This window comes from Propioniciclava soli (assembly GCF_038502305.1).
GTDB classification, from domain to species: domain Bacteria; phylum Actinomycetota; class Actinomycetes; order Propionibacteriales; family Propionibacteriaceae; genus Propioniciclava; species Propioniciclava soli.
Map to the genome: position 1 here is coordinate 77,174 of NZ_CP115965.1, position 18,976 is coordinate 96,149.

The following is an 18,976-nucleotide window of genomic DNA, read 5'->3' on the forward strand; positions in this document are numbered from 1 at the left end:
ACCCATGTCCTCATCCCGCCCCTACGAGGCGTTCGCCATCACGACGCGAGCCCTGGAGGTGCTCCGCATCGCCGACGTGACCAGCGGCATGCGCCGCGTGACGCTTGGCGGCCCGGCCCTCGCGGCCCACACCGCGCCCAACGGGATGCCCGTCGCCGCCTTCCGGTCCGACGGCTTCGATGATGAGTTCAAGATCATCCTCAAGCACCCGGACGCCGCCGAGCCGGTCGTCCCGACGCAGGCGGACGGGCACCTCGACTGGCCGCGTGGCGACCCGCATCTGGTCATGCGGACCTACACGGTGCGTCGCTGGGATGCGGAGGCCGGCGAGATCGATGTCGACTTCGTGCAGCACGGGGTCGGCCCGGCCACCACCTGGGCCCGCCGCGTCCGGCCCGGGGAGACCGTGCACATCGCCGGGCCCAAGTCGTCCTCGCCCCACCCCGAGGGGGTGGACTGGGTGCTGATCGCCGGCGACGAGACGGCGCTGCCCGCCATCGGGCGGTGGCTGGAGGAGTGGCCGACCGGTGCCCGGGCTCAGGTGTTCATCGAAATCGCCGAGGATGAGCACCGCCAGGAGCTGCCCGTCCCCGACGGGGTGGAGGTGACGTGGCTGAGCCGCGGGGGTGCTGAGGCCGGCTCCACCACGCTGCTGCTCGACGCTGTGGCGCGGGCGCCGTGGTGGGAGGGGCGCGTGTTCGCCTGGGTCGCCGGCGAGGCGCTGACGCTCACCCCGATCCGCCGGTGGTTGCGCACCGAGCGCGGGCTCGACCGATCGCAAGTGGAGGTGACCGGCTACTGGCGCCGGCAGGAGACGGCCGGGCCGGACGCCGACCCGGGGAGGCCCGAGCCCGAGGAGGCGTCACCGGCGAACCGCTTCCACGAGCTGATCGATCTCATGCCGGCGGTGGCCCTCCGGGTCGCGGCGTCGCTGCGTGTGGGCACCACCCTCGGCGCGGGCAGCCGGACCGTCGCGGAGCTGGCGGACGCGTGCGGCGCCAGCGAGGTCGGCCTCGGCAAGCTGCTGCGCTACCTGGCTGCCCTCGACGTCGTCCGGGCGGACGCCGGACGCTGGAGCCTGACCGACCTGGGCCGCGAGCTGGACGACGAGGAAACCGAGGAGGACCTGGCGCTGACCGGCCCCGCGGCGCGGGACCTCGCGGCCGCCGTCTCTCTCCTGCCCGCCGTGCTGGGCCGGCCCGACCGGTGGGACGACGCCGCCGCGCGCCGCCTGTTCGGCGCGGATGCGGCCGCCCGGGCCACCGAGCTCGAGATCGACGCCGACACCGCGCGGTACGTGGCGTCGCCGATCGGCACCGCCGAGGCCTTGCGCGACGCGGCCTGTGTCGAGATCAGCGGGCGGGGTGCCGGCAGTTTCGCCGAAGCGATCGTGCGGGCGCGCGAGGGCGTCGAGGTCACCGTCGTCGCCGCGGCGTCCGACGTGCCCACCCTGGAACGCATCCACGGCGGTCACCCGCGCGTCCGCTTCGCCCCCGGGGCCGTCAGCGAGGCGGGCCCGTCCGTCGACGCCGTGCTGCTCGTGGACGTGCTGGGCGAGCTGCCGGACGCCGACGCGGCGCACACCTTGGCCAGGGCGGCGGAACGGCTGTCGCCCGGCGGCGTCCTGCTGCTGCTCTGCGACCCCCTCGACGAGGACCGGGCCGACGACCACGACCTGGAGCAGGACCTCGTCGGCTTCGCGCTCCACGGCGCAGGCGCGCGAACCCACGACGAGATCCTCGCCTTGTTCGGCGCGGCCGGGCTGCCCGAGCCGCAACGCACGACCGTCGGCTGGGGGGACGCCCTCTACGTCGCCCGTCCGTGACGGCGTCCTCACCGCAGTTCCACCACCCTTCCTGAAAGGCTTGTCATGTCCCTCCTGAACACCCGCGGGCGCGTTCGCCCGACCCGCATCCTCGCCGCGCTGGCGACCACCCTGGTGACCGCTCTGGTCGCCTCCGGGTGCGCGTCGGGTGACGCCGACCCCGCCGCGCCGACACCCCAGCAATCTCAATCGGACGCCCCACGCGCGTCGTCCGGGGGCGTGGCGCTCCCGGCGGGGGAGGGGACGACGTCCTACCCCCTCACGCTCGCCTCGCCCTTCGGGGAGACCGCGGTGGCGCAGCGGCCCGAGCGGGTGGCCGTGATCTCCGCCGCGACCGTCGACACCGACGCCCTGCTGGCGCTGGGGGTCGTCCCGGTGCTGGCGCCGTCCACGATCGAGCGGAACCCGTGGCTCGACGAGACGCTCACGGCGGGCATCGAGGAGCGGTGGTCCTCCTCGGCGGCCGACGAGGTCTCGGCCGAGCAGGTCGCCGCGGTCGATCCGGATCTCATCGTCGCGATGGACGCCTACGACATGACGCCGCAGCGGTTCGAGCAGCTCTCGGCCATCGCACCGGTGCTGTATGCGGAGAGCGAGGCGCTGACGTGGCAGGAGATGACGCGCGAGGTCGGCGAGGTGCTCGACCTGTCCGAGGCGGCCGACGGTGTCGTCGACGACGCCGAGCAGCGGATCAGCGCGGCCGCCGCGGCCCACCCCGAGTTCGCCGGCCACAGCGCCGCCCACGTGGTCGTCTACGAGGAGCAGTACGGCGCCGCCTACGACTCCACCCCCGGCAGCGACTCGGCGGCGCTGCTCGAGGCGCTCGGGTTCACCCTGCCGGACGCCGCCGCGCAGTTCGGCGAGGACGACGTGGTCAGCCAAGAACTCGTCGGTTCCATCGAGGCCGATTTTCTGCTCGTAAGCCTTGTCGGCACCGAGGACCACGCCTACTTCATCGAGTCGCCGCTGCTGCGGAGCGTGCCCGCGTTCGCCGAGGGCCGGGCCGTGGTCAACGAGGCGGGCGAGGACGGCACGAATTCGTTCGCCTGGGGCCTGCGGCAGCAGAGCGCGCTGAGCGCGCCGTGGCTGGTGGAGACCCTCGCCGATTTCGGTTCCCAGGCCGTCGACCAGTGAGTCCCGCGCGCCCGGCGCGGCCCGCCCGTGGTCGGCCCGGTGTTGACGGGCCGGGTGTTGACGGACCGGGTGCTGACGGGCCGGGTGTTGACGGACGGGGTGCTGACCGCCCAGGTGCGGATCGGCCGGGTGCGGATCGGCCGGGTGCCGATCGGCCGGTGACGGCGTGGCGTGACCGCTTCGGCACCGTGCACGCGGAGGGGCGTCCTGCCGGCGCGCGCGACGAGCGCACCGCGGAGCGGGTGGTGGGTTGGCTGGAGCGGGCGTGGGCGTCCGCCACGGAGGCCGAGCGCGCAGCGTTGGCCGAGGAGGCGCTCGGGTCGGCCAACCCGGTGATCGTCCGGGAGCCGGCCGACCCGGGGTGGGCGCGGTGGACGTGGCTGGTCGTCGCGCCCGATGCGCACGCGGTGCTGCTGTGGACCAATCCGGTGTTCGACCACGCCGATGTGTCCCGGGCCGAGCTGACGCGGTTGGCCGGCTCCGACCTGTGGACCCTCTGCCTGCGCCTGCCGTCGGCGCTGCGCACGTCCTACCGGATCGCCGTCCACACCGAGGCGTCGCCGCCCCCGTGGCGGCTCGCGCAGGGAAGGCGTCCGGTGATCCTCGCAGCAATGACCGTGGCGCGCCCGGACGAGCGCTGCCCGGACGCGGTGGTCGGCTCGCGCGACACCCCGTCGTCGGTGGCGGCGGGTCCGTACGCGCCGCCCCTGTGGCCCGCGCCCGTGCGGCCCGCGCCGCCCGCTCCCTTGCGTCCCGTTGCCGCGGGCGGACGGCGGAAGGGGGCGGCAGGAGCGGGTGATGCCTCACCGCTCGTCGAACTGGACGTGCCGGGCGACTCGGGAGTGGACCGGCTGTGGGTGCTGGCACCGCGCTCGGCCACGCGGACGCCCCTGCTCGTGTTGTTCGACGGCGACGTCTGGCGGCACACAGTGCCAGACCTGATCGGCCGCGCGGTGGCGGCCGGCGTCATCGCGCCCCTGCACGTGGTGATGGTGGACTCCGGTGACGTGGACGCGCGGTGGGGCCGGCTCGGCGTCCCCGGCGGGCTCGTGGACGCGGTGCTGGAGCGCGTGTTGCCCCGCGTGCGGGCCGAGTTCGACGTGGATCCTGCCGGCGACGCGACCGTCGTCGCCGGCCAGAGCCTGGGCGGGATCGCCGCCCTCTGGGCCCTCTCGCTGGGCGAGGGCCAGGTGCGGCACGCGATCGCGCAGTCCCCGTCACTGTGGCGTTTCGGGATGGCCGAGCCGCTCCTGGCGGCGCCCGGCTGGCGCTCGATCGCGCTGCAGGCGGGCACCTACGAGGGCGACATGCTCGACCATGCGCGGGGAATGCACCGCGCGCTGCACGACGACGACCGCCGGGCGGGCCGCAGGGTGTCGTTGACGCCGTTCGAGGGCGGACACGACTGGGCCTGTTGGCGGGCGGGCCTGGTCGGGCCGCTGGCCGAGGCGCTGCGTCCCTCCTGAGGGCCGCCGCCCGCGGCGTCCGGGGTGATTCAGAGGAACGAGCGCAGCGTCCGGGCGTCGCGGACGGCGTTGCCGTCACCGTCGTTGTTGAAGTAGGCGTACACATCGCGGCCCTGGGCCTCCCATTCGCGGATCCGGTCGGCCCACCAGCGGAGGTCGTCGTCGGTGTACGAACCGCCGTAGAGCCAGTGATCGTCGGGGCCGTGGAGGCGGACGTACACCGCCTGGCCCGTGGCGCGCAGCACACACGGCAGCCCGGCGCCGGACATCACGACGTAGCTCGCGCGGCGCCGTTCCAGCAGGGCGAACACGTCGTGGCACACCCAGGACGGGTGCCGGAACTCCACGGCGGCCGGCACCCACCACGGCAGGAGGCCGAGGAAGTGGTCGAGGCGGGCGTCATCCCGCTCGAGATCGGGCGGCAGCTGCACGAGCAGCATGCCGCGCTTGTCGTACAGCCGATCCCACGCCGCGGTGATGCGGCCCGCCCAGTACTCGGGTTCGTGCAGCCGGCGCGCGTGGGTGAGGGCGCGTGGGGCCTTGACCGTCAGCCGAAACCCCGCAGGCAGCCGGCGCTGCCAGGAGGTGAAGGTGGCATCGCGGGGCCAGCGGTAGAAGCTGGCATTGAGCTCGACGGTGTCGAACGCCTCGACGTACCGGGCGAGCCGGGCGCCCGGGGAGCAGCCGTGGTACAGCACCTCGTTCCAGTGGTCGTACGACCAACCCGACGTGCCGATCCACGTGCCCATGCGACGACGGTACGCCTCTCGGCGCGGGGGTTCACGCCCGGGGAGCGCGGGGTTAGCATCAGCGGGTGACCCCACGGCACAGCCCCGCGCTCGAGGCGTCCGCCCTGGGCGCGGTTCTGGCGCTGGCGCGGGAGCGGGCCACCGAGGGCATCACCGTCGCCGACCTGGCCGATGCCGCCGGGTACAGCCCGTTCCACTTCTCCCGGCTGTTCTCCGCCGTGCTTCCGATGTCGCCCGGCCAGTACCTGACGGTGCTGCGCATGGACGCGGCCAAGCGGCTGCTGCTGGCGGGCACCGATCCGGTGATCGACGTGGCCACCGCGGTCGGGTTCGACTCGCTGTCGAGCTTCGCGCGGCGGTTCCGGGCCACGGTCGGGGTGCCGCCGGCCCAGATGCGTCAGCTCGCCGCCCGGTTGGCGGACGCCCCGCTGCGTCCGTTCCGCCTCGGTGACCCCGGACAGCCAGGCGTCCGGGTGCGCATGGTGGTGCCGGACGCCGTGCGCCCATCCCGGGACGTCCAGATCTGGGCCGGCTGGTTCGCCCAACCGGCGCCGCTCGGCGTCCCGCGCGGAGGGGTGCTGCTGGACGCGGCCGTCGACGTCGAGATCCCGCTGTGCCCGGGGTACCCGTGGTTGCTGGCGAACGTGCTGCCCGCCGGCGCGGATCCGGCGGAGCAGATCGCGCCCAGCCGGTTGATCGTGGCGGTGCACCCCCAGCCGATTGTGGCGCCGTGCGCGGTGACGCTGCGCTTCTCCCCGGCGAACTCGACCGTGCCGATCCTGACCGCGTTGCCGAGCCTGTGGCGTCCGGAGTGAATGGCCCTCGGGGCGTCCGGAGTGGCGCGTCGGACGCACGTGGCGCGCTTCGGTCTCACGTGGCGCACTTGGTGCTCACGCGGCGGACTTGAGGCGCACGTGGCGCAGTGGAGCTCACGTGGAGGGCCCTACACGGCACGCCAAGTGAGCTGCGCTGCGCCACGTGGTAATGGGGTACGCCAAGTGACGTTGGGGTGCGCCACGTGGGGTCGAAAGGAGCGCAGGATCGGACAAACCTGGCGGCCGGCGGCTCCGTAGCGTTGGGCGTGCCAGACCAGCAAGCTCAGACCGACAAGCAAGGAGAGAACGTCATGACGACACTTGGCCAGCCCGTGTGGGTGGATTTCGGGTCCACGAATTTCGCGGCCAGCAAGGCCTACTACGAGCAGCTCTTTGGCTGGGAGCTGACCGACAGCGGTGAGGAGATGGGTCACTACCACATGATCACCGCGGACGGTGACCTCGTGGCCGGCGGCATGGACGTGACGGGTATGACGTGCCCCGCGGGTGATCCGATCCCCAGCAGTTGGAGCGTGTTCCTGGGCACGGACGACATCGACGCCACCTTCGCCCGAGCGCTCGGGGCCGGGGCGACGGAGGTGATGGCACCGACGGATGCCGGGGGCGCCGGGCGCCACGCGGTGCTGCTCGATCCGACGGGTGCGGCCTTCGGCCTGTGGCAGGGGGCTGAGATCGAGGGGTTCGTCTTCTCCGGAAAGCCCGGGACGCCCGCCTGGTTCGAGCTGATGACCAGCGACTACGACGTGGCGCTGGAGTTCTACAGCACGGTGTTCGAGGTGACGATGGTGCCGATGGGCATGGACGCCGCCGAGTACGCGACCGCCGGCCCCGCCGAGGAGGCCAGCTTCGGCATCGGCGGCGGCGCCGGTGGGAACGGCCCCGAGGCGGGGTGGCGCGCGTACTTCGTCGTGGAGCAGTGTGACGCGACGCTCGACCGGGTGCGCGAACTCGGCGGCACGGTGCTGGGCGGCCCGGACGACTCCCCGTTCGGACGCCTCGCCGCCGTCGCTGACCCCGCCGGGGCGAGCTTCATGGTGATCTCACCGAGCGAGGCGGCCGGCGCCTGATCGCACGGGTGATCGGGCATTTGGACCCGAGGTTGTGGCGCCATGGCGCCACAGCCTCGGGTCCAAATGTCACGTCCAGGGGCCCCGGAGACCCCCAGGCCTGGACCCAACCGGGGCTGGGATAACGAAACCGTAACGGTCTGCTCAAACGATTTACCAGCGAGCGGCGCTCGGCGTAGCGTTCTCATCACCCCCCGAGGCGGATGCCCCGGTTCCCCGAGCAATGACCAGCTCCCAGGAGGAACGCCGATGAACAGACGCACGATCGGAGTCGTCGCGATGGCCGCCACGCTCGCTGTCGTGGGCAGCGCATGCAGCAGCCAGGACCGTGACGGGTGGGACGGCACCGGCCCCGTCCCCATCTCCTTGTGGACCCATTCCGCCGGCAACGAGGGCGAGATGGAGGTGATTTCGCAGATCATCGACGACTACAACGCCTCCACGGACGCCTACGAGGTCGTCCGCCAGGACTTCCCGCAGGACGCCTACAACACCTCGGTGCAGGGGGCGGCGGCGTCCAACGACCTGCCCTGCATTCTCGACGTGGACGGCCCGATCATGCCCAACTGGGCGTGGAACGGCTGGCTCGTCCCCTCCGGGCTGACGGAGAGCGACGTCGCCAACTTCCTCCCCTCCACCGTCGGCCGCTACAACGACGAGATCTACACGGTGGGTTACTGGGACGCCACGACGGTCATGTTCTCGCGCCGCTCGGTGCTCGAGGGCCTCGACATCCGCATCCCCACGGTGGAGCAGCCGTGGACGGCGAGCGAGTTCGACGACGCGCTGCGCCGCATCCAGGATTCCGGGCAGTTCGATCACGCTGTTGACTGGGGGCCCAGCGACCAGTCCGAGTGGTACACCTACGCGTTCTCCCCATTGCTGCAGAGCTTCGGCGGGGACCTCGTCGACCGGAACACCTACGCCAGCGCCGACGGCGTGCTCAACAGCCCGGAGTCGCTCGCCTTCGCGGATTGGTTCCAGAACCAGTTCGACTCCGGCCTGGCCCCGCGCTCGAACGCGCAGGACCGCACCGAGTTCCGCAACGGACGCGTCGCGATCCAGTACAGCGGCAACTGGGGTTACCTCCAGAACTACACCGAGTTCGGCGACGACCTGCTCGTCCTGCCCCCGCCCGATTTCGGCGACGGACCCAAGGTCGGCGTCGGCTCATGGCAGTACGGCCTGACGCGAACCTGCACCGACCGGCAGCGCGAGGGCGCCCTGGAGTACCTGCGCTTCTCGATGCAGGACCGCTACATCGCCCAGTTCTCCGACGTCACCTCGCTGATCCCCGCCACCACCACCGCGGCGGAGCTCACGACGTCCGGCTACTACGGGCCCGGAGAGCCCCTGGAGTTCCTGACACCCATGTCGGAGCAGTTCGGCCTCGTCCGACCCGTGACGCCGGCCTACCCCGTCATCAGCCAGGTGTTCCAGCAGCAGTTCCAGAACCTCGTCGCCGGGGAGGACCCCGAGCAGGTGCTCGACCAGTCCGTCCGCGAGATCGACGCCGACATCAACGCCGCCCGGTACAACCGGTGACCGAGAGGAGCCCCGCCATGTCATCCACCGTCCACCCTTCCCGCGCCGCTGGCGCCGCACCGGCCCGCGGTACCGCAGCGACCCCCGGGCGCGGCGCGTCGTCCATCAACGCCCAGGAGCGCCGCGCGGCCTACCTGTTCCTCGCCCCGGCCGTGGTGTTGCTGACCGTCTTCCTCATCGTCCCCGTCATCATGAGCTTTGCCCTGGGCTTCACCAACGCCCGGCTGGGCGCCGACTTCGCCCCCGAGTTCGTCGGGCTCGCGCAGTTCGTGCGTGCCCTCACCGCCGACCCGACGTTCTGGGCCGGCCTGCGCAACATCGCCGTGTTCGTCCTGGTGGTCGTGCCCGTGCAGGGTGGGCTCGGCCTGGCACTGGCCCTGCTCGTCAACCAGAAGCTGCGCGGGATCACGGCCTTCCGGGTGATGTTCTTCATGCCCGTGGTGACGTCGATGGTGGTCGTGGCGATGCTGTGGCGGTTCATGTACCAGCAGGACGGGCTCATCAACGCCATCTTCGGGTTCAACGTCGACTGGCTCAACGACCCGACCACGGCGCTGCCGGCGGTCATCGTCATGTCGATCTGGCAGGGGGTCGGCTTCCACATGATCCTGTGGCTCTCGGGCCTGCAGACGATCAACCACGATCTCTACGAGGCGGCCTCGCTGGACGGCGCGAGCCGGTGGCAGCAGTTCTGGAACGTCACCATCCCCGGGCTGCGGCCGACGTTCGTGTTCATCTTCATCACGATCACGATCGCGGCGTTCTCCCTGTTCACCCAGATCGACGTCATGACCAGCGGCGGCCCCGCCAACGCCACCACGACGCTCGTCTACCACATCATCCAGATGGGTTCGGGACGCGGCGATGTCGGCTACGGCTCGGCGCTGAGCCTCATCTTCTTCATCATCGTCCTGGCCGTCACGCTGCTGCAGCGGGCCCTCACCAAGGAGGACTGAGCCATGAGTTCCAACGCTCCCACCCCGGCGACCACCGCAGCCGCAGCCGCCAAGCCGCCCACGCGGCCGCTGCGATCCTCGGGCACCGACAAGGGCAATCCCTGGACGTACGTCCCGCTCGTGCTGCTCGCGGTCACATTCGTGCTGCCGCTGTTGTTCATGATCAGCTCGAGCTTCAAGCCGCGTGACCAGATCCTGGCGGACCTCACGAGCTGGCGGGCGTTCCTGCCCGTCGGTGACCTGTCGCTCGACAACTACGCCGGCGTCTTCGACCGCGTGCCCGTGGGGCAGTTCTTCTGGGTCTCGACGGTGGTCACCGTCTCGATCGTGGTGCTCGGGCTCATCGTCAACTCAATGGCCGGGTTCGCCCTGGCGCGCCTGAACTTCCGCGGACGCGGCGTCCTGCTGGGCATCATCATCGCCACGCTGATCGTCCCCTTCGAGACGTTCGCGATCCCGATGGTGTACCTCGTGTCCAATCTGCCGCGGGTGGTGCTTCACTCCGACGGCTTCGCGCTGCGCATGGGCTGGGCGAACAGCTACGAGGTGCTGATCATCCCGTTCATCGCCAACGCGTTCTCCATCTTCTTGTTCACGCAGTACTACCGCTCGATTCCCAAGGAACTTGACGAGGCGGCGCGCGTCGACGGGGCCGGCTGGTTCCGCATCTACCGCTCGGTGATCTCGCCGCTGGCGGGGCCGGCGTTCGCGACGTCGGCGATCCTGACGTTCCTGCCCCAGTGGAACTCCTACCTGTGGCCGCTGCTGGTCATCCAGCAGGAGAACATGCGGCCCGTCCAGGTCGGCATGCGCTACTTCTTCGCGTCCGCCACGGCCGAGGGGACGCCGTGGGGCCAGATCATGGCCTACACGTCGCTGATCACCATTCCCGTCATCCTGGTGTTCCTCATGTTCCAGCGCGCCTTCATCTCCTCGATCGCGAGCTCGGGGGTGAAGGGGTGAGCCTGCGTCTGGAGGACCGTTGGGTCTGGGACTCCTGGCCGTTCACCGATGACGAGGGCCGCCACCACCTGTTCTACCTGCAGGCGTACCGGTCACTCGGCGATGCGCACGCCCGCCACATGAATCCCTCGATCGGCCACGCGGTGAGTGACGACTGGCGCACGTGGCAGGTGCTCCCGGACGCCCTCGCCCCCCGCACCTCGCCGGGCTGGGACGACGGCACCACGTGGACGGGATCGGTGGTGCAGGGCCCGTCCGGGCGGTACCACCTGTTCTACACGGGGGCCTCGCGGGCCGAGGATTGCCTGGTGCAGCGCATCGGGCGCGCCGACTCCGACGACCTCATCCACTGGGAGCGCTTCGGCGACGCCCCGCTGGTCGAGGCCGACGCGGCCTGGTACGAGAAGTTGGGTGGCCCGTGGCACGACGAGGCGTGGCGCGACCCCTGGGTGGTGGCCGACCCGGACGGCGACGGCTGGCACATGCTCATCACGGCCCGCGCCAACCACGGTGGGCCGTTCTCCCGCGGCGTGGTGGGGCACGCCTGGTCGGCCGACCTGGATGCGTGGGAGGTGCGTCCGCCCTTGTCGGAGCCCGGAAAGTTCGGGCAAATGGAGGTCTTCTCCTACACCGAGTTCGACGGACGCCCCCACCTCGTCTTCTGCACCGGGACGCCCGAACTCAACCCCGCGTTGCACCCGCCGGGCCAATTGGGCGGGATGTGGCTGCTGGACGGGCCCGGCCTGCTCGGGCCGTGGGAGGTCAACCGGGCCCGCCGCGTCGACCACGCGTCGCTGTATGCGGCGCGGCTCATCACCGACCTGGACGGCGAACCCAAGCTGCTCGGCTTCAGCGACATGGTGGATGAGGCCTTCGTCGGTGAACTGCTCGACCCGGTGCCGGTCACGTTCGAGAGTTGAGCCTCGAGGGCGTGGCACCATGGCGTCCGGTTCCCCACGTGGGGGGCGTCAGGGTAGAAAGAGGTGGGTGTGGCACGGGTCCGGCTGAAGGACGTCGCGGCGGCCTGCGGGGTGTCACCGGCGACGGTGTCGCTGGTGTTGAACGAGGCCAGTGACCGTATCCCGGCCACGACCATCGCCCGCGTTCGGGCGGCGGCCGACGAGCTCGGTTACACGCCGAACACGGTGGCCCGCAGCCTGCGGACCCGGCGCACCCACACGATCGGCGCCGTGACCGACACGCTGATCACCACGGCCAGCTCGGCCCCCATGGTGCAGGGGGCGCTTGACGTCGCCTGGCGGCACGACCATCTGGTGCTCTGGCTCGGCACGGAGGACCAACCGGATCACCTCCGGCAGGCCATCGCGTCATTGGTGGCGCGGCAGGTCGACGGGTTCCTGGTGGGTGCGATGTACCACCGGCGCCTCCCTTTCGCGTCCCTCACCCAGGGCATCCCCACCGTGGGGCTGAATGCGGTGTCCGACGACCCGGCGGCGCCCTGTTTCGTCCCCGATGACTTCGGGGCCGCGCACGCGGCCGTCCGCCTGTTGCTCGACCACGGGCACCGCCGCATCGCGCACATCAGCGAGCCGCACGGCGACGGCTTGGCGCGTCAGTTGCGCGTGGACGGCTTCCGGGCCGCGCTCAGTGAGGCGGGTCTGGGGGAGGGGCGGGTGCTCGTGCCCCCGCACTGGCACGAGGGCTCGGGCTTCGCCGAGGAACTCGCCCTCCGAGCCCTCGACGCACCCGATCGGCCCACCGCGATCTTCGCGTTCAACGACATCGCGGCCATCGGCGTCTACCACGCCGCGCGCCGGCTCGGCCTGTCGATTCCCGACGACCTCTCGGTGGTGGGCTTCGACGACTACGTCAACGTGGCCAGCGAGCTGTACCCCAAGCTGACCACGATGGCGCTGCCCCACCGCCGCATGGGCCAGCTGGCCACCGAGGCGCTCCTGGCGCGGCTCGGCGTCCTCGACGGTGAGGCGCCCGAGGGGGTCACCCGCGTGGCCTGCCCGCCGGTGGTGCGCGACTCCATCGCCCCCCCGCCCCGCGATCGGTGATTTGGACCCGAGGAAATGGCGCCATGGCGCCGTTCCCTCGGGTCCAAATGCCCGTGAGTTCGTGGTGGAACCCGCGCCAGGACGCCTCAGCTCAGCCCAGGACGCCAGCGCCGGCCTCGCGCTCCACCCGGCGGGGAACCGCCATCGTCGGGTCGACGCGGAGGCGGTACTGCGGAGTCCAGCCCGCGTCGCTCCCGATGGGGGCCGACGGGTTGGCCGCGTTGTAGGCGTCCACCACCGACACCCGGCGCCGGTTCACCCGGGTGCCGATCTCGGTCATCGCCGTGCCCCCGAAGACGCGCACCACAGAGGCCGCATCGGTGCCCGGGGCGAGCTCGATGTAGTTGTTCTCGGCGTAGAGCTGGGATTCACGGCCCAGACCCCAGAAGTACGCGTACCAGTCCTGCCCGGTGGTCTGCACGTAGTGGTTGTTGTAGACGTCCACCTGGCCGTAGCGGACGCGGGGCGCGCGCTGCCCGATGTCGGTCCACCGGTTGTGGTGGATGGTGACGCGCAGGGTGCCGCGATCGGCCGTCCGGCTGTCGGAGGAGCCGATCAGCATGGTCTTGTCGTGGGCCTCGAAGCGGTTGTAGGAGACCGTCACCAGGTCGGAGCTGTGGGTGATGTCGAGCAGGCCGTCGTGCACCTCGTACGGCCGCCCGTACACGGTGCCCAGCGCGTCCGGGGGCATGGTGCCCGAGTCGAGCGTGGTGTGGTCGACCCACACGTGCGTCGACGTCCACACCGAGATGTTGTCGTAGCGGCTGTTCCAGTTGCCGGTCTGGCCGTCACCCGGATCCCACTCCGGGAAGCAGTCGGTGGAGTCCGAGACCGTCAGGTTGCGCACGATGACGTTGTCGGCATCGCGAATGCGCAGGTTGGCGCCGACGATCCGCGCGTCGTCACCGACGCCGATGATCGTCTTGTTCGACCCGATGTGCTGCTGGGTCTGGAGGGCCTGGGCGTTGGCGGCGGCGGCCTGCAGGGTGACGAGCTCGCCTGCGGGGTCGGTCCAGCCCCAGGGGCCGGCGGGGTCGAACGCCTCGATGTAGGCCGCCTGGCTGAACCCGGTGGCGTCCTCGAACGTCGAGCAGGTGGCGAGGGTGCCGTCGGCGGTCTCGTAGGCGTTCAGCTCGCCGTGGACGTAGATGATGCGCGCCTCGGTGTTGGTGCGGCCGGCATTGCCGGGGCCGCCGAGCGCCGCCTGGAACTCGGGCCACGTCGACACGTGGTAGACGTTCTCGGCAGGCGCAGCGGCGCCGCCGGTCGTGCCGCCCTCGGCGGACGCCCAGCCATCGTTGGCGGCCAGCACCTGCCGGCCGAGATCGCTGCGGGGTTGGCCGACGCCCCTCTGCTCGGCGGTGGCCACGGTGGGCGTCAGGCCCACGAGTGTCAGCGCCAGGCCGGCAATCACGGTCTTCTTCGTCAAGGACATGGGGGAACTCCTTCGTCCGGAAGTGGGGCGGTGGCGGCATCGGCGCCGCCGGGGTCCACTCTGGTGCAGGTGGTGGGAAAGCGCAATCCCTAGTTCGGGAGGAGCTCGATGGCCCCCGACGTCCCGTCGATGCGGATCCGCTGACCCGTCACCAGCTTGGTCGTGGCTCCGTCCACCGCGACCACCGCCGGAATGCCGTACTCGCGGGCCACGACCGAGCCGTGTGTCATCAGGCCACCGACCTCGGTGATCAACCCGGCGGCGGGCAGGAAGAGCGGCGTCCACGCCGGATCGGTGCCCCGGCACACCAGGATCTCCCCGGGCACCAGCTGTTCGGTGCGCGGGTCGTGCACGACGTGCACCGGCCCTTCGGCCACGCCCGGCGAGACCCCGACGCCGCCGAACTCACCCTCGCCCGACAGGCCGTCGAAGAACGCCCGGCCGTCCGAGACCAGCACCCGCGGCACCTGCCCGCGGCGCTTCTCGGCGTCCCGCACGGCCCGCCGCTCCGCCACCACGGCGTGCCAGTCGGTGTCGAAGGCGCGGCGCAGCTCGTCGAGGTGCAGCAGGTACACGTCGGACGCCGCCGCGATCCGCCCGGCGGCCACCAGCTCGGTCGCCGAGGCGTCGAGCGCGTCGCGGATGAGCCCGAACGCCCGGATCAGCGTGAACTTCGGGGTTTCCCGAGCCCCGAACAGCCCGCGCAGCACGGTGGCCTCGTTGCGGATCGCCGCGGCCCGGCGCGGCGTCGAGGCGTCCATCAGCGCGCGGAGCGAGCGGCCGGCGTCCCGCTGGCCCGCCGTGTACTCCTCCCGTGGCGTCAGGCCGGAATCCGGCCGGGCCAGGTGCGCCTTGAGCGCCTGCACCACGGAGGTCGGGTCGTCGCGCCACCGCAGCGTGCCGAGATCGATCTCGGCGACGCCGCGCATGCCGTAGTCGGCCAGGAACGCCGCGATCGCCGCCTGGGCTCCCTGCGGCAGGGTGCCCCGCAGGTACTGCTCGGCGAGGTCGGACGCCGGCGTCTCGGCCACCCAGCCCCAGGCGGTGGCGTCCCGCCGGATCGTCTCGGCCGTCTCGGCCAGCCGGACGTCCATCGCGGTGGTGACGTTGCCCGGCAGACCGCGCAGGGCGGCGAGGGCGAGCGCTTCGGCGTCCGGCAGCCCGGTGTGGCAGGCCAACCGGCGCAGCTGCCCCAGCGCCCGGAGCGAGGGCACCATGATCGGCGCGAAGTGGGGCAGGATCGTCGGCAGCAGCAGGGGGGCGGCGTCCTCCACCGCGGCCACGCGGGCGGCGAGCCGCGCCTGCGGGGTGGGGGCCGTGGCGGCGCGTTCCAGCGCCTGCGCCACCTGGGCGAGCGCGTCGGCGCAGGCCCGCTCGGCCCGGCGGCGGGCGTGGACGGGATGGCTGCGGGCGGCCCGGACGCGCGGCGCCAGCCGGGCCGCGAAGCGCAGCACCCCGGCCACGAGGGCTGGCTGCGGCCCGGCCGCGGTGGGGGCGAAGGCGGGCTCGGCCGCGAGACGCGCGACGATCGCGGCGATTCCCGGGTCGGCGACGGGCAACATGCGGGCGGCCAGCCGGGCGGTGAGCCGGGTGCGCAGGGCGGCGTCCACGCGGAGCCACAGCCGCTCCCCGGCCACGGCGAGGTAGGGCGCCGTCCGCCACGGCACCCGGCGTCCGAGGGCGCGGGGCGCGCCGCAGAGCACGACGCGCAGCACGTCCTGCCCGAGCGGGGTGATCGGTTCCAGCATTCCCTGCACCGAGCCGAAGCTCACCCAGGCTTGCGGGGGGCCGTCCGGGGCCGGCGGCACCGGGTAGAGGCTGGTCACCGGCCGGGCCTGCAGAATGCTCAGCTCGTTGCCCACGCGGGCCCACTCGACGTCCATGGGTTCGCCGTAGAGGTCGGCGATCCGGCGGCCGAGCGCGGTGAGCGCGCCCACGTGCGCGGTGGTGAGGGTGGGTGTGGGGCCGGTGATGTCGCGGGAGCGCAAGGTTCCGGTGGCGGTCTCGACGGTGAAGGTGTCCGGGGTCACCTGGCCCGACACCAGGGCCTCGCCGAGCCCGAACGTCGCGTCGATGACGGTCTCGTCACGCAGGCCGGTGCGCGGGTTGGCCGTGAACAGGACGCCGGACGCGTCGGCGTCCACCATGGCCTGGACGACCACGGCGAGGGCGACCGCGTGGTGACCGATGTCGTTGCGCTCGCGGTAGGTGATGGCCCGCTCCGTCCACAGCGACGACCAGCAGGCGACGATCTGGTGCAGGATCGCGTCCACCCCGGTCACGTCGAGGAACGTGTCCTGTTGGCCGGCGAAGCTGAAGCCAGGCAGGTCCTCGGCGGTGGCGGACGACCGCACGGCCACCGGGCCGCCGGCCAACGGGGCGATGAGGTCGACCAGGCGGGCCCGCAGGTCATCCGGCAGCGGGGCGGCGGCGAAGGCCGTCCGGATCGTCTCGGAGGCCTGCGCGGCGTCCGCGGTGAGGGCGTCGGCGATCACCGCGTCGAGCCCGGCGGCGGCGACGAACGCGGCGTAGGCGTCGGTCTCGGCGATCACGAAGGGCGGCACGGGTAGGCCGGCGGCGGCCAGCCGCACCAGGTTGGCGCCCTTGCCGCCCTGGCGTGCGAGATCCGGGGTGGTGCTCATGGGGTCAGTATTCCACCGGCCCCCCGCTGGGCATTTGGACCCGAGAAATGGGTGCCATGGCGCCATTGCCTCGGGTCCAAATGCGGACGCGCCGCCGGACGCCGACGCCGCCGGACGCCGCCGCCGTAGGCCGGGAACACGCGCAGGCAACCTGTCGACCGGCTCGTGCGTCCTTGCTGAGGGGGGACGCGACCCTCAGACGGTGCGGAGGGGGCCATCATGGAGCACGAGACGGAGCAACGCCGGGCGGAGATCAACCGGCTCAAGGGCATCGTGGCCATCGCGGCGGTGAGTCTGCTGGCGTTCAGCGCCGTGTTCGGCGCCGGGCTGGTGGGCGGGGCGTCCGGTAGCTCCGCGCCGAAGCGAACTCCGGTCGTCACCGCCACGCCCTCCCCGTGAGCGTCGAGCGGATCGTAGGGTGGGATCGTGGACATCTCCGGAATGCGCAGGAGCTACGAACGCGACGAGTTGGACGAGGAGGGCGCGGCGGACGCCCCCACCGCACTGTTCGAGCGGTGGTTCGACGACGTCGCCCACCTCGGCCACGTCGAGGCCAACGCCATGACGCTCGCGACGGTGGACGCCGCGGGTCGCCCATCGGCCCGCATCGTGCTCATGAAGGGCTTCGACGCCAACGGCATCGTCTGGTACACCAACTACACCTCGCGCAAGGGTCATGATCTGGACGCCAATCCGCACGCCGCCGTGCTGTTCCACTGGCAGGAGTTGGAGCGGCAGGTGCGCATCGAGGGTGTGGTCGAGAAGGTCAGCGAGGCCGAGTCGGACGCCTACTTCGCCGTCCGCCCCTTGGACTCGCGGATCGGGGCGTGGGCGTCACCGCAGTCGGAGGTCATCGCGAACCGCGCCGTGCTCGTCGCCAATGCCGCCAAGGCGACCGCCGAGCACGGGCTCAAGCCGCCGCGTCCGCCGTGGTGGGGTGGCTACCGCCTGGTGCCGGCCGCCTGGGAGTTCTGGCAGGGGCGGAAATCCCGCCTCCACGATCGGCTGCGCTACACGCTGACCGATGGCCGGTGGGTGCGGGAGCGCCTGGCGCCGTAGGGCGTTCAGGAGTGGCGTGAGTACGCGGTCGCCTCGGCGACGAGCGCGTCGTCGGGTCGCACACCGGTGTAGAGAACGAACTGCTCCAGGGCCTGGAGGCTCATCACCTCCGCGCCGGTGATCGTCACCGTGCCACGCGCCTCACCGGCGCGTACCAGCGGCGTCCGGGCCGGCCTCGGCACCACATCAAACACGACGCCTGCCGCGTCCACGGCCGCGAGCGACACCGGCAGGGCATCGGCGTCCGGGCCGCCCTCCATGCCGACCGGGGTGCAGTTGATCAGCGTGTGCGGACGCCGCGCGCCCAGCTCGGCGGCCCACTCGAACCCGTACTGGTCGGCCAGCGCGCGCCCGGTGGTCTCGTTGCGGGCGACGACCATGCCGGTGTAGCCGTTGTTCGCGCAGGCCGCGACGGTCGCCTTCGCCATGCCGCCGGACCCGAGCACGGCCACCTCGCCCTGGGTGGGCACGTCGTACTGGGCCAGCAGGTGCTCGATCGCGAGATAGTCGGTGTTGTACGCCACCAGGTGGCCATCGGTGTTGACGATGGTGTTCACGCTGTCGATGGCCGCGGCGGAGGGCTCCATCTCGTCGATGAGGGCGATGACGTCGGACTTCCAGGGCATCGACACCGCGCAGCCACGGATCCCCAGGCCGCGGACGCCGGCGATCGCGGCCGTGATGTCGGTGGTGGTGAACGCCTTGTAGACGAAGTCGAGGCCGAGGGCGTCGTAGAGGAAGTTGTGGAAGCGCGTGCCGGTGTTGCCCGGGCGGGCGGCGAGAGAGATGCAGAGCTGGGTGTCCTTGGTCAGGTCGCCGGCGATGGTCCTCATGCCCGCAGCGTAGGCCGGGGCGCGTCAGCGATCGAGCAGTTCGCGGAGAGCGGCCAGAAAGCTCTTGTCAGGGGGAGCCGACGAAAATCGAGCACTCGATTTTGGGCGAGTTCAGTGGGACTGCCCTTTTCGGAACGCAGACGCGATCGAGTGGCGAGTTTTCGTCGCGAACCTCGGCACACCCCTGGTCAGCTTGCAACCGGCGGGGTGCCGGGTGCCTCGCGGGAGGGTTCACCCGGACCATTTCGGTGCGACGTGGCGCATTCCGGCCTCACGTGGCGCACCTGCACCCCACGTGGCGCAGCGCACGTCACCTTGCGGCCCCTGCAAGGGCCGCCGGGTGAGCTCCACTGCGCCACGTGACTCGGAGGTGCGCCGCGTGGGCCCACGCTGCGCCGCGTGCGTCCGGAGGGCGCCACGTCAGCCCACGCTGCGCCACGTG

Annotated in this window: 17 protein-coding genes; 13 read left to right on the forward strand and 4 right to left on the reverse strand. The window is 71.9% G+C overall.

All coding sequences use genetic code 11. The annotated features are described in order from the left end of the window. The first annotated feature begins 4 nt into the window (after positions 1-4). From PCC79_RS00350 to PCC79_RS00365, 4 genes are read left to right on the forward strand one after another with little or no spacing between them, the layout of a single operon-like run. On the forward strand, positions 5-1,825 hold the full coding sequence (locus PCC79_RS00350) for a siderophore-interacting protein (protein WP_232549299.1): 1,821 nt from the start codon (positions 5-7) through the stop codon (positions 1,823-1,825). Positions 1,826-1,870: 45 nt separating this feature from the next. Then, positions 1,871-2,959 (forward strand): ABC transporter substrate-binding protein, encoded by a 1,089-nt coding sequence (locus PCC79_RS00355; protein ID WP_342372671.1) that lies wholly within the window; start codon positions 1,871-1,873, stop codon positions 2,957-2,959. 39 nt (positions 2,960-2,998) lie between these two features. Continuing rightward, positions 2,999-3,121, forward strand: coding sequence for a hypothetical protein (locus PCC79_RS00360; protein WP_342372672.1), 123 nt, complete (start codon positions 2,999-3,001; stop codon positions 3,119-3,121). Beyond that, entirely contained in the window at positions 3,118-4,425 is a 1,308-nt protein-coding gene (locus tag PCC79_RS00365) for an alpha/beta hydrolase-fold protein (protein WP_342372673.1), read from the forward strand. The genes PCC79_RS00360 and PCC79_RS00365 overlap by 4 nt, the downstream gene beginning before the upstream one ends. A 29-nt stretch (positions 4,426-4,454) precedes the next feature. Here the strand turns inward: PCC79_RS00365 and PCC79_RS00370 are convergent, their stop codons facing one another. After that, positions 4,455-5,174, reverse strand: a complete 720-nt coding sequence (locus PCC79_RS00370) for a DUF72 domain-containing protein (RefSeq protein WP_342372674.1) — start codon at positions 5,172-5,174, stop codon at positions 4,455-4,457. Positions 5,175-5,239: 65 nt separating this feature from the next. Between PCC79_RS00370 and PCC79_RS00375 the strand changes: the two genes are divergently transcribed. From PCC79_RS00375 to PCC79_RS00405, 7 genes are all read left to right on the forward strand, one after another. Further along, positions 5,240-5,989, forward strand: coding sequence for a helix-turn-helix transcriptional regulator (locus PCC79_RS00375; RefSeq protein ID WP_342372675.1), 750 nt, complete (start codon positions 5,240-5,242; stop codon positions 5,987-5,989). 311 nt (positions 5,990-6,300) lie between these two features. After that, positions 6,301-7,077 (forward strand): VOC family protein, encoded by a 777-nt coding sequence (locus PCC79_RS00380; RefSeq protein ID WP_342372677.1) that lies wholly within the window; start codon positions 6,301-6,303, stop codon positions 7,075-7,077. Positions 7,078-7,326: 249 nt separating this feature from the next. Continuing rightward, positions 7,327-8,622: a sugar ABC transporter substrate-binding protein gene (locus PCC79_RS00385; RefSeq protein WP_342372678.1), complete on the forward strand. Its 1,296-nt coding sequence runs from the start codon at positions 7,327-7,329 to the stop codon at positions 8,620-8,622. A 17-nt stretch (positions 8,623-8,639) separates the two neighbouring features. Further along, positions 8,640-9,578: a carbohydrate ABC transporter permease gene (locus tag PCC79_RS00390; RefSeq protein ID WP_232549306.1), complete on the forward strand. Its 939-nt coding sequence runs from the start codon at positions 8,640-8,642 to the stop codon at positions 9,576-9,578. Between the two features lie 3 nt (positions 9,579-9,581). Next, the gene (locus tag PCC79_RS00395; protein ID WP_342372679.1) at positions 9,582-10,541 is read left to right on the forward strand and encodes a carbohydrate ABC transporter permease; all 960 of its coding nucleotides are present in this window, start codon (positions 9,582-9,584) and stop codon (positions 10,539-10,541) included. Then, positions 10,538-11,461: a hypothetical protein gene (locus PCC79_RS00400; protein ID WP_342372680.1), complete on the forward strand. Its 924-nt coding sequence runs from the start codon at positions 10,538-10,540 to the stop codon at positions 11,459-11,461. The genes PCC79_RS00395 and PCC79_RS00400 overlap by 4 nt, the downstream gene beginning before the upstream one ends. A 69-nt stretch (positions 11,462-11,530) precedes the next feature. Continuing rightward, positions 11,531-12,565 (forward strand): LacI family DNA-binding transcriptional regulator, encoded by a 1,035-nt coding sequence (locus PCC79_RS00405; protein ID WP_342372681.1) that lies wholly within the window; start codon positions 11,531-11,533, stop codon positions 12,563-12,565. A gap of 91 nt (positions 12,566-12,656) precedes the next feature. Here the strand turns inward: PCC79_RS00405 and PCC79_RS00410 are convergent, their stop codons facing one another. Together PCC79_RS00410 and PCC79_RS00415 are read right to left on the reverse strand one after the other, a co-directional pair. Next, positions 12,657-14,000, reverse strand: coding sequence for a hypothetical protein (locus PCC79_RS00410; protein ID WP_342372682.1), 1,344 nt, complete (start codon positions 13,998-14,000; stop codon positions 12,657-12,659). Positions 14,001-14,089: 89 nt separating this feature from the next. After that, complete coding sequence (locus PCC79_RS00415) at positions 14,090-16,642, reverse strand: PEP/pyruvate-binding domain-containing protein (RefSeq protein WP_342372683.1); 2,553 nt, start codon at positions 16,640-16,642, stop codon at positions 14,090-14,092. 219 nt (positions 16,643-16,861) lie between these two features. On the opposite strand from PCC79_RS00415, the gene PCC79_RS00420 reads away from it, so the two are divergent. Both PCC79_RS00420 and pdxH read left to right on the forward strand, forming a co-directional pair. Continuing rightward, complete coding sequence (locus PCC79_RS00420) at positions 16,862-17,041, forward strand: hypothetical protein (protein ID WP_342372684.1); 180 nt, start codon at positions 16,862-16,864, stop codon at positions 17,039-17,041. A 27-nt stretch (positions 17,042-17,068) separates the two neighbouring features. Next, positions 17,069-17,701, forward strand: coding sequence for a pyridoxamine 5'-phosphate oxidase (gene pdxH / locus PCC79_RS00425; RefSeq protein ID WP_232549313.1), 633 nt, complete (start codon positions 17,069-17,071; stop codon positions 17,699-17,701). A 5-nt stretch (positions 17,702-17,706) separates the two neighbouring features. On the opposite strand, the gene PCC79_RS00430 is transcribed toward pdxH, so the two are convergent. Then, positions 17,707-18,534 (reverse strand): shikimate 5-dehydrogenase, encoded by an 828-nt coding sequence (locus tag PCC79_RS00430; RefSeq protein ID WP_232549314.1) that lies wholly within the window; start codon positions 18,532-18,534, stop codon positions 17,707-17,709. Between the last annotated feature and the right edge of the window lie 442 nt (positions 18,535-18,976).

Bases quoted from the DNA above. Each gene is read 5' to 3' on its own strand.
- PCC79_RS00350 (WP_232549299.1), top strand. From the start codon at position 5: ATGTCCTCATCCCGCCCCTACGAGGCGTTCGCCATCACGACGCGAGCC.
- PCC79_RS00355 (WP_342372671.1), top strand. From the start codon at position 1,871: ATGTCCCTCCTGAACACCCGCGGGCGCGTTCGCCCGACCCGCATCCTC.
- PCC79_RS00370 (WP_342372674.1), bottom strand. From the start codon at position 5,174: ATGGGCACGTGGATCGGCACGTCGGGTTGGTCGTACGACCACTGGAAC.
- PCC79_RS00380 (WP_342372677.1), top strand. From the start codon at position 6,301: ATGACGACACTTGGCCAGCCCGTGTGGGTGGATTTCGGGTCCACGAAT.
- PCC79_RS00385 (WP_342372678.1), top strand. From the start codon at position 7,327: ATGAACAGACGCACGATCGGAGTCGTCGCGATGGCCGCCACGCTCGCT.
- PCC79_RS00390 (WP_232549306.1), top strand. From the start codon at position 8,640: ATGTCATCCACCGTCCACCCTTCCCGCGCCGCTGGCGCCGCACCGGCC.
- PCC79_RS00395 (WP_342372679.1), top strand. From the start codon at position 9,582: ATGAGTTCCAACGCTCCCACCCCGGCGACCACCGCAGCCGCAGCCGCC.
- PCC79_RS00410 (WP_342372682.1), bottom strand. From the start codon at position 14,000: ATGTCCTTGACGAAGAAGACCGTGATTGCCGGCCTGGCGCTGACACTC.
- PCC79_RS00415 (WP_342372683.1), bottom strand. From the start codon at position 16,642: ATGAGCACCACCCCGGATCTCGCACGCCAGGGCGGCAAGGGCGCCAAC.
- PCC79_RS00420 (WP_342372684.1), top strand. From the start codon at position 16,862: ATGGAGCACGAGACGGAGCAACGCCGGGCGGAGATCAACCGGCTCAAG.
- PCC79_RS00430 (WP_232549314.1), bottom strand. From the start codon at position 18,534: ATGAGGACCATCGCCGGCGACCTGACCAAGGACACCCAGCTCTGCATC.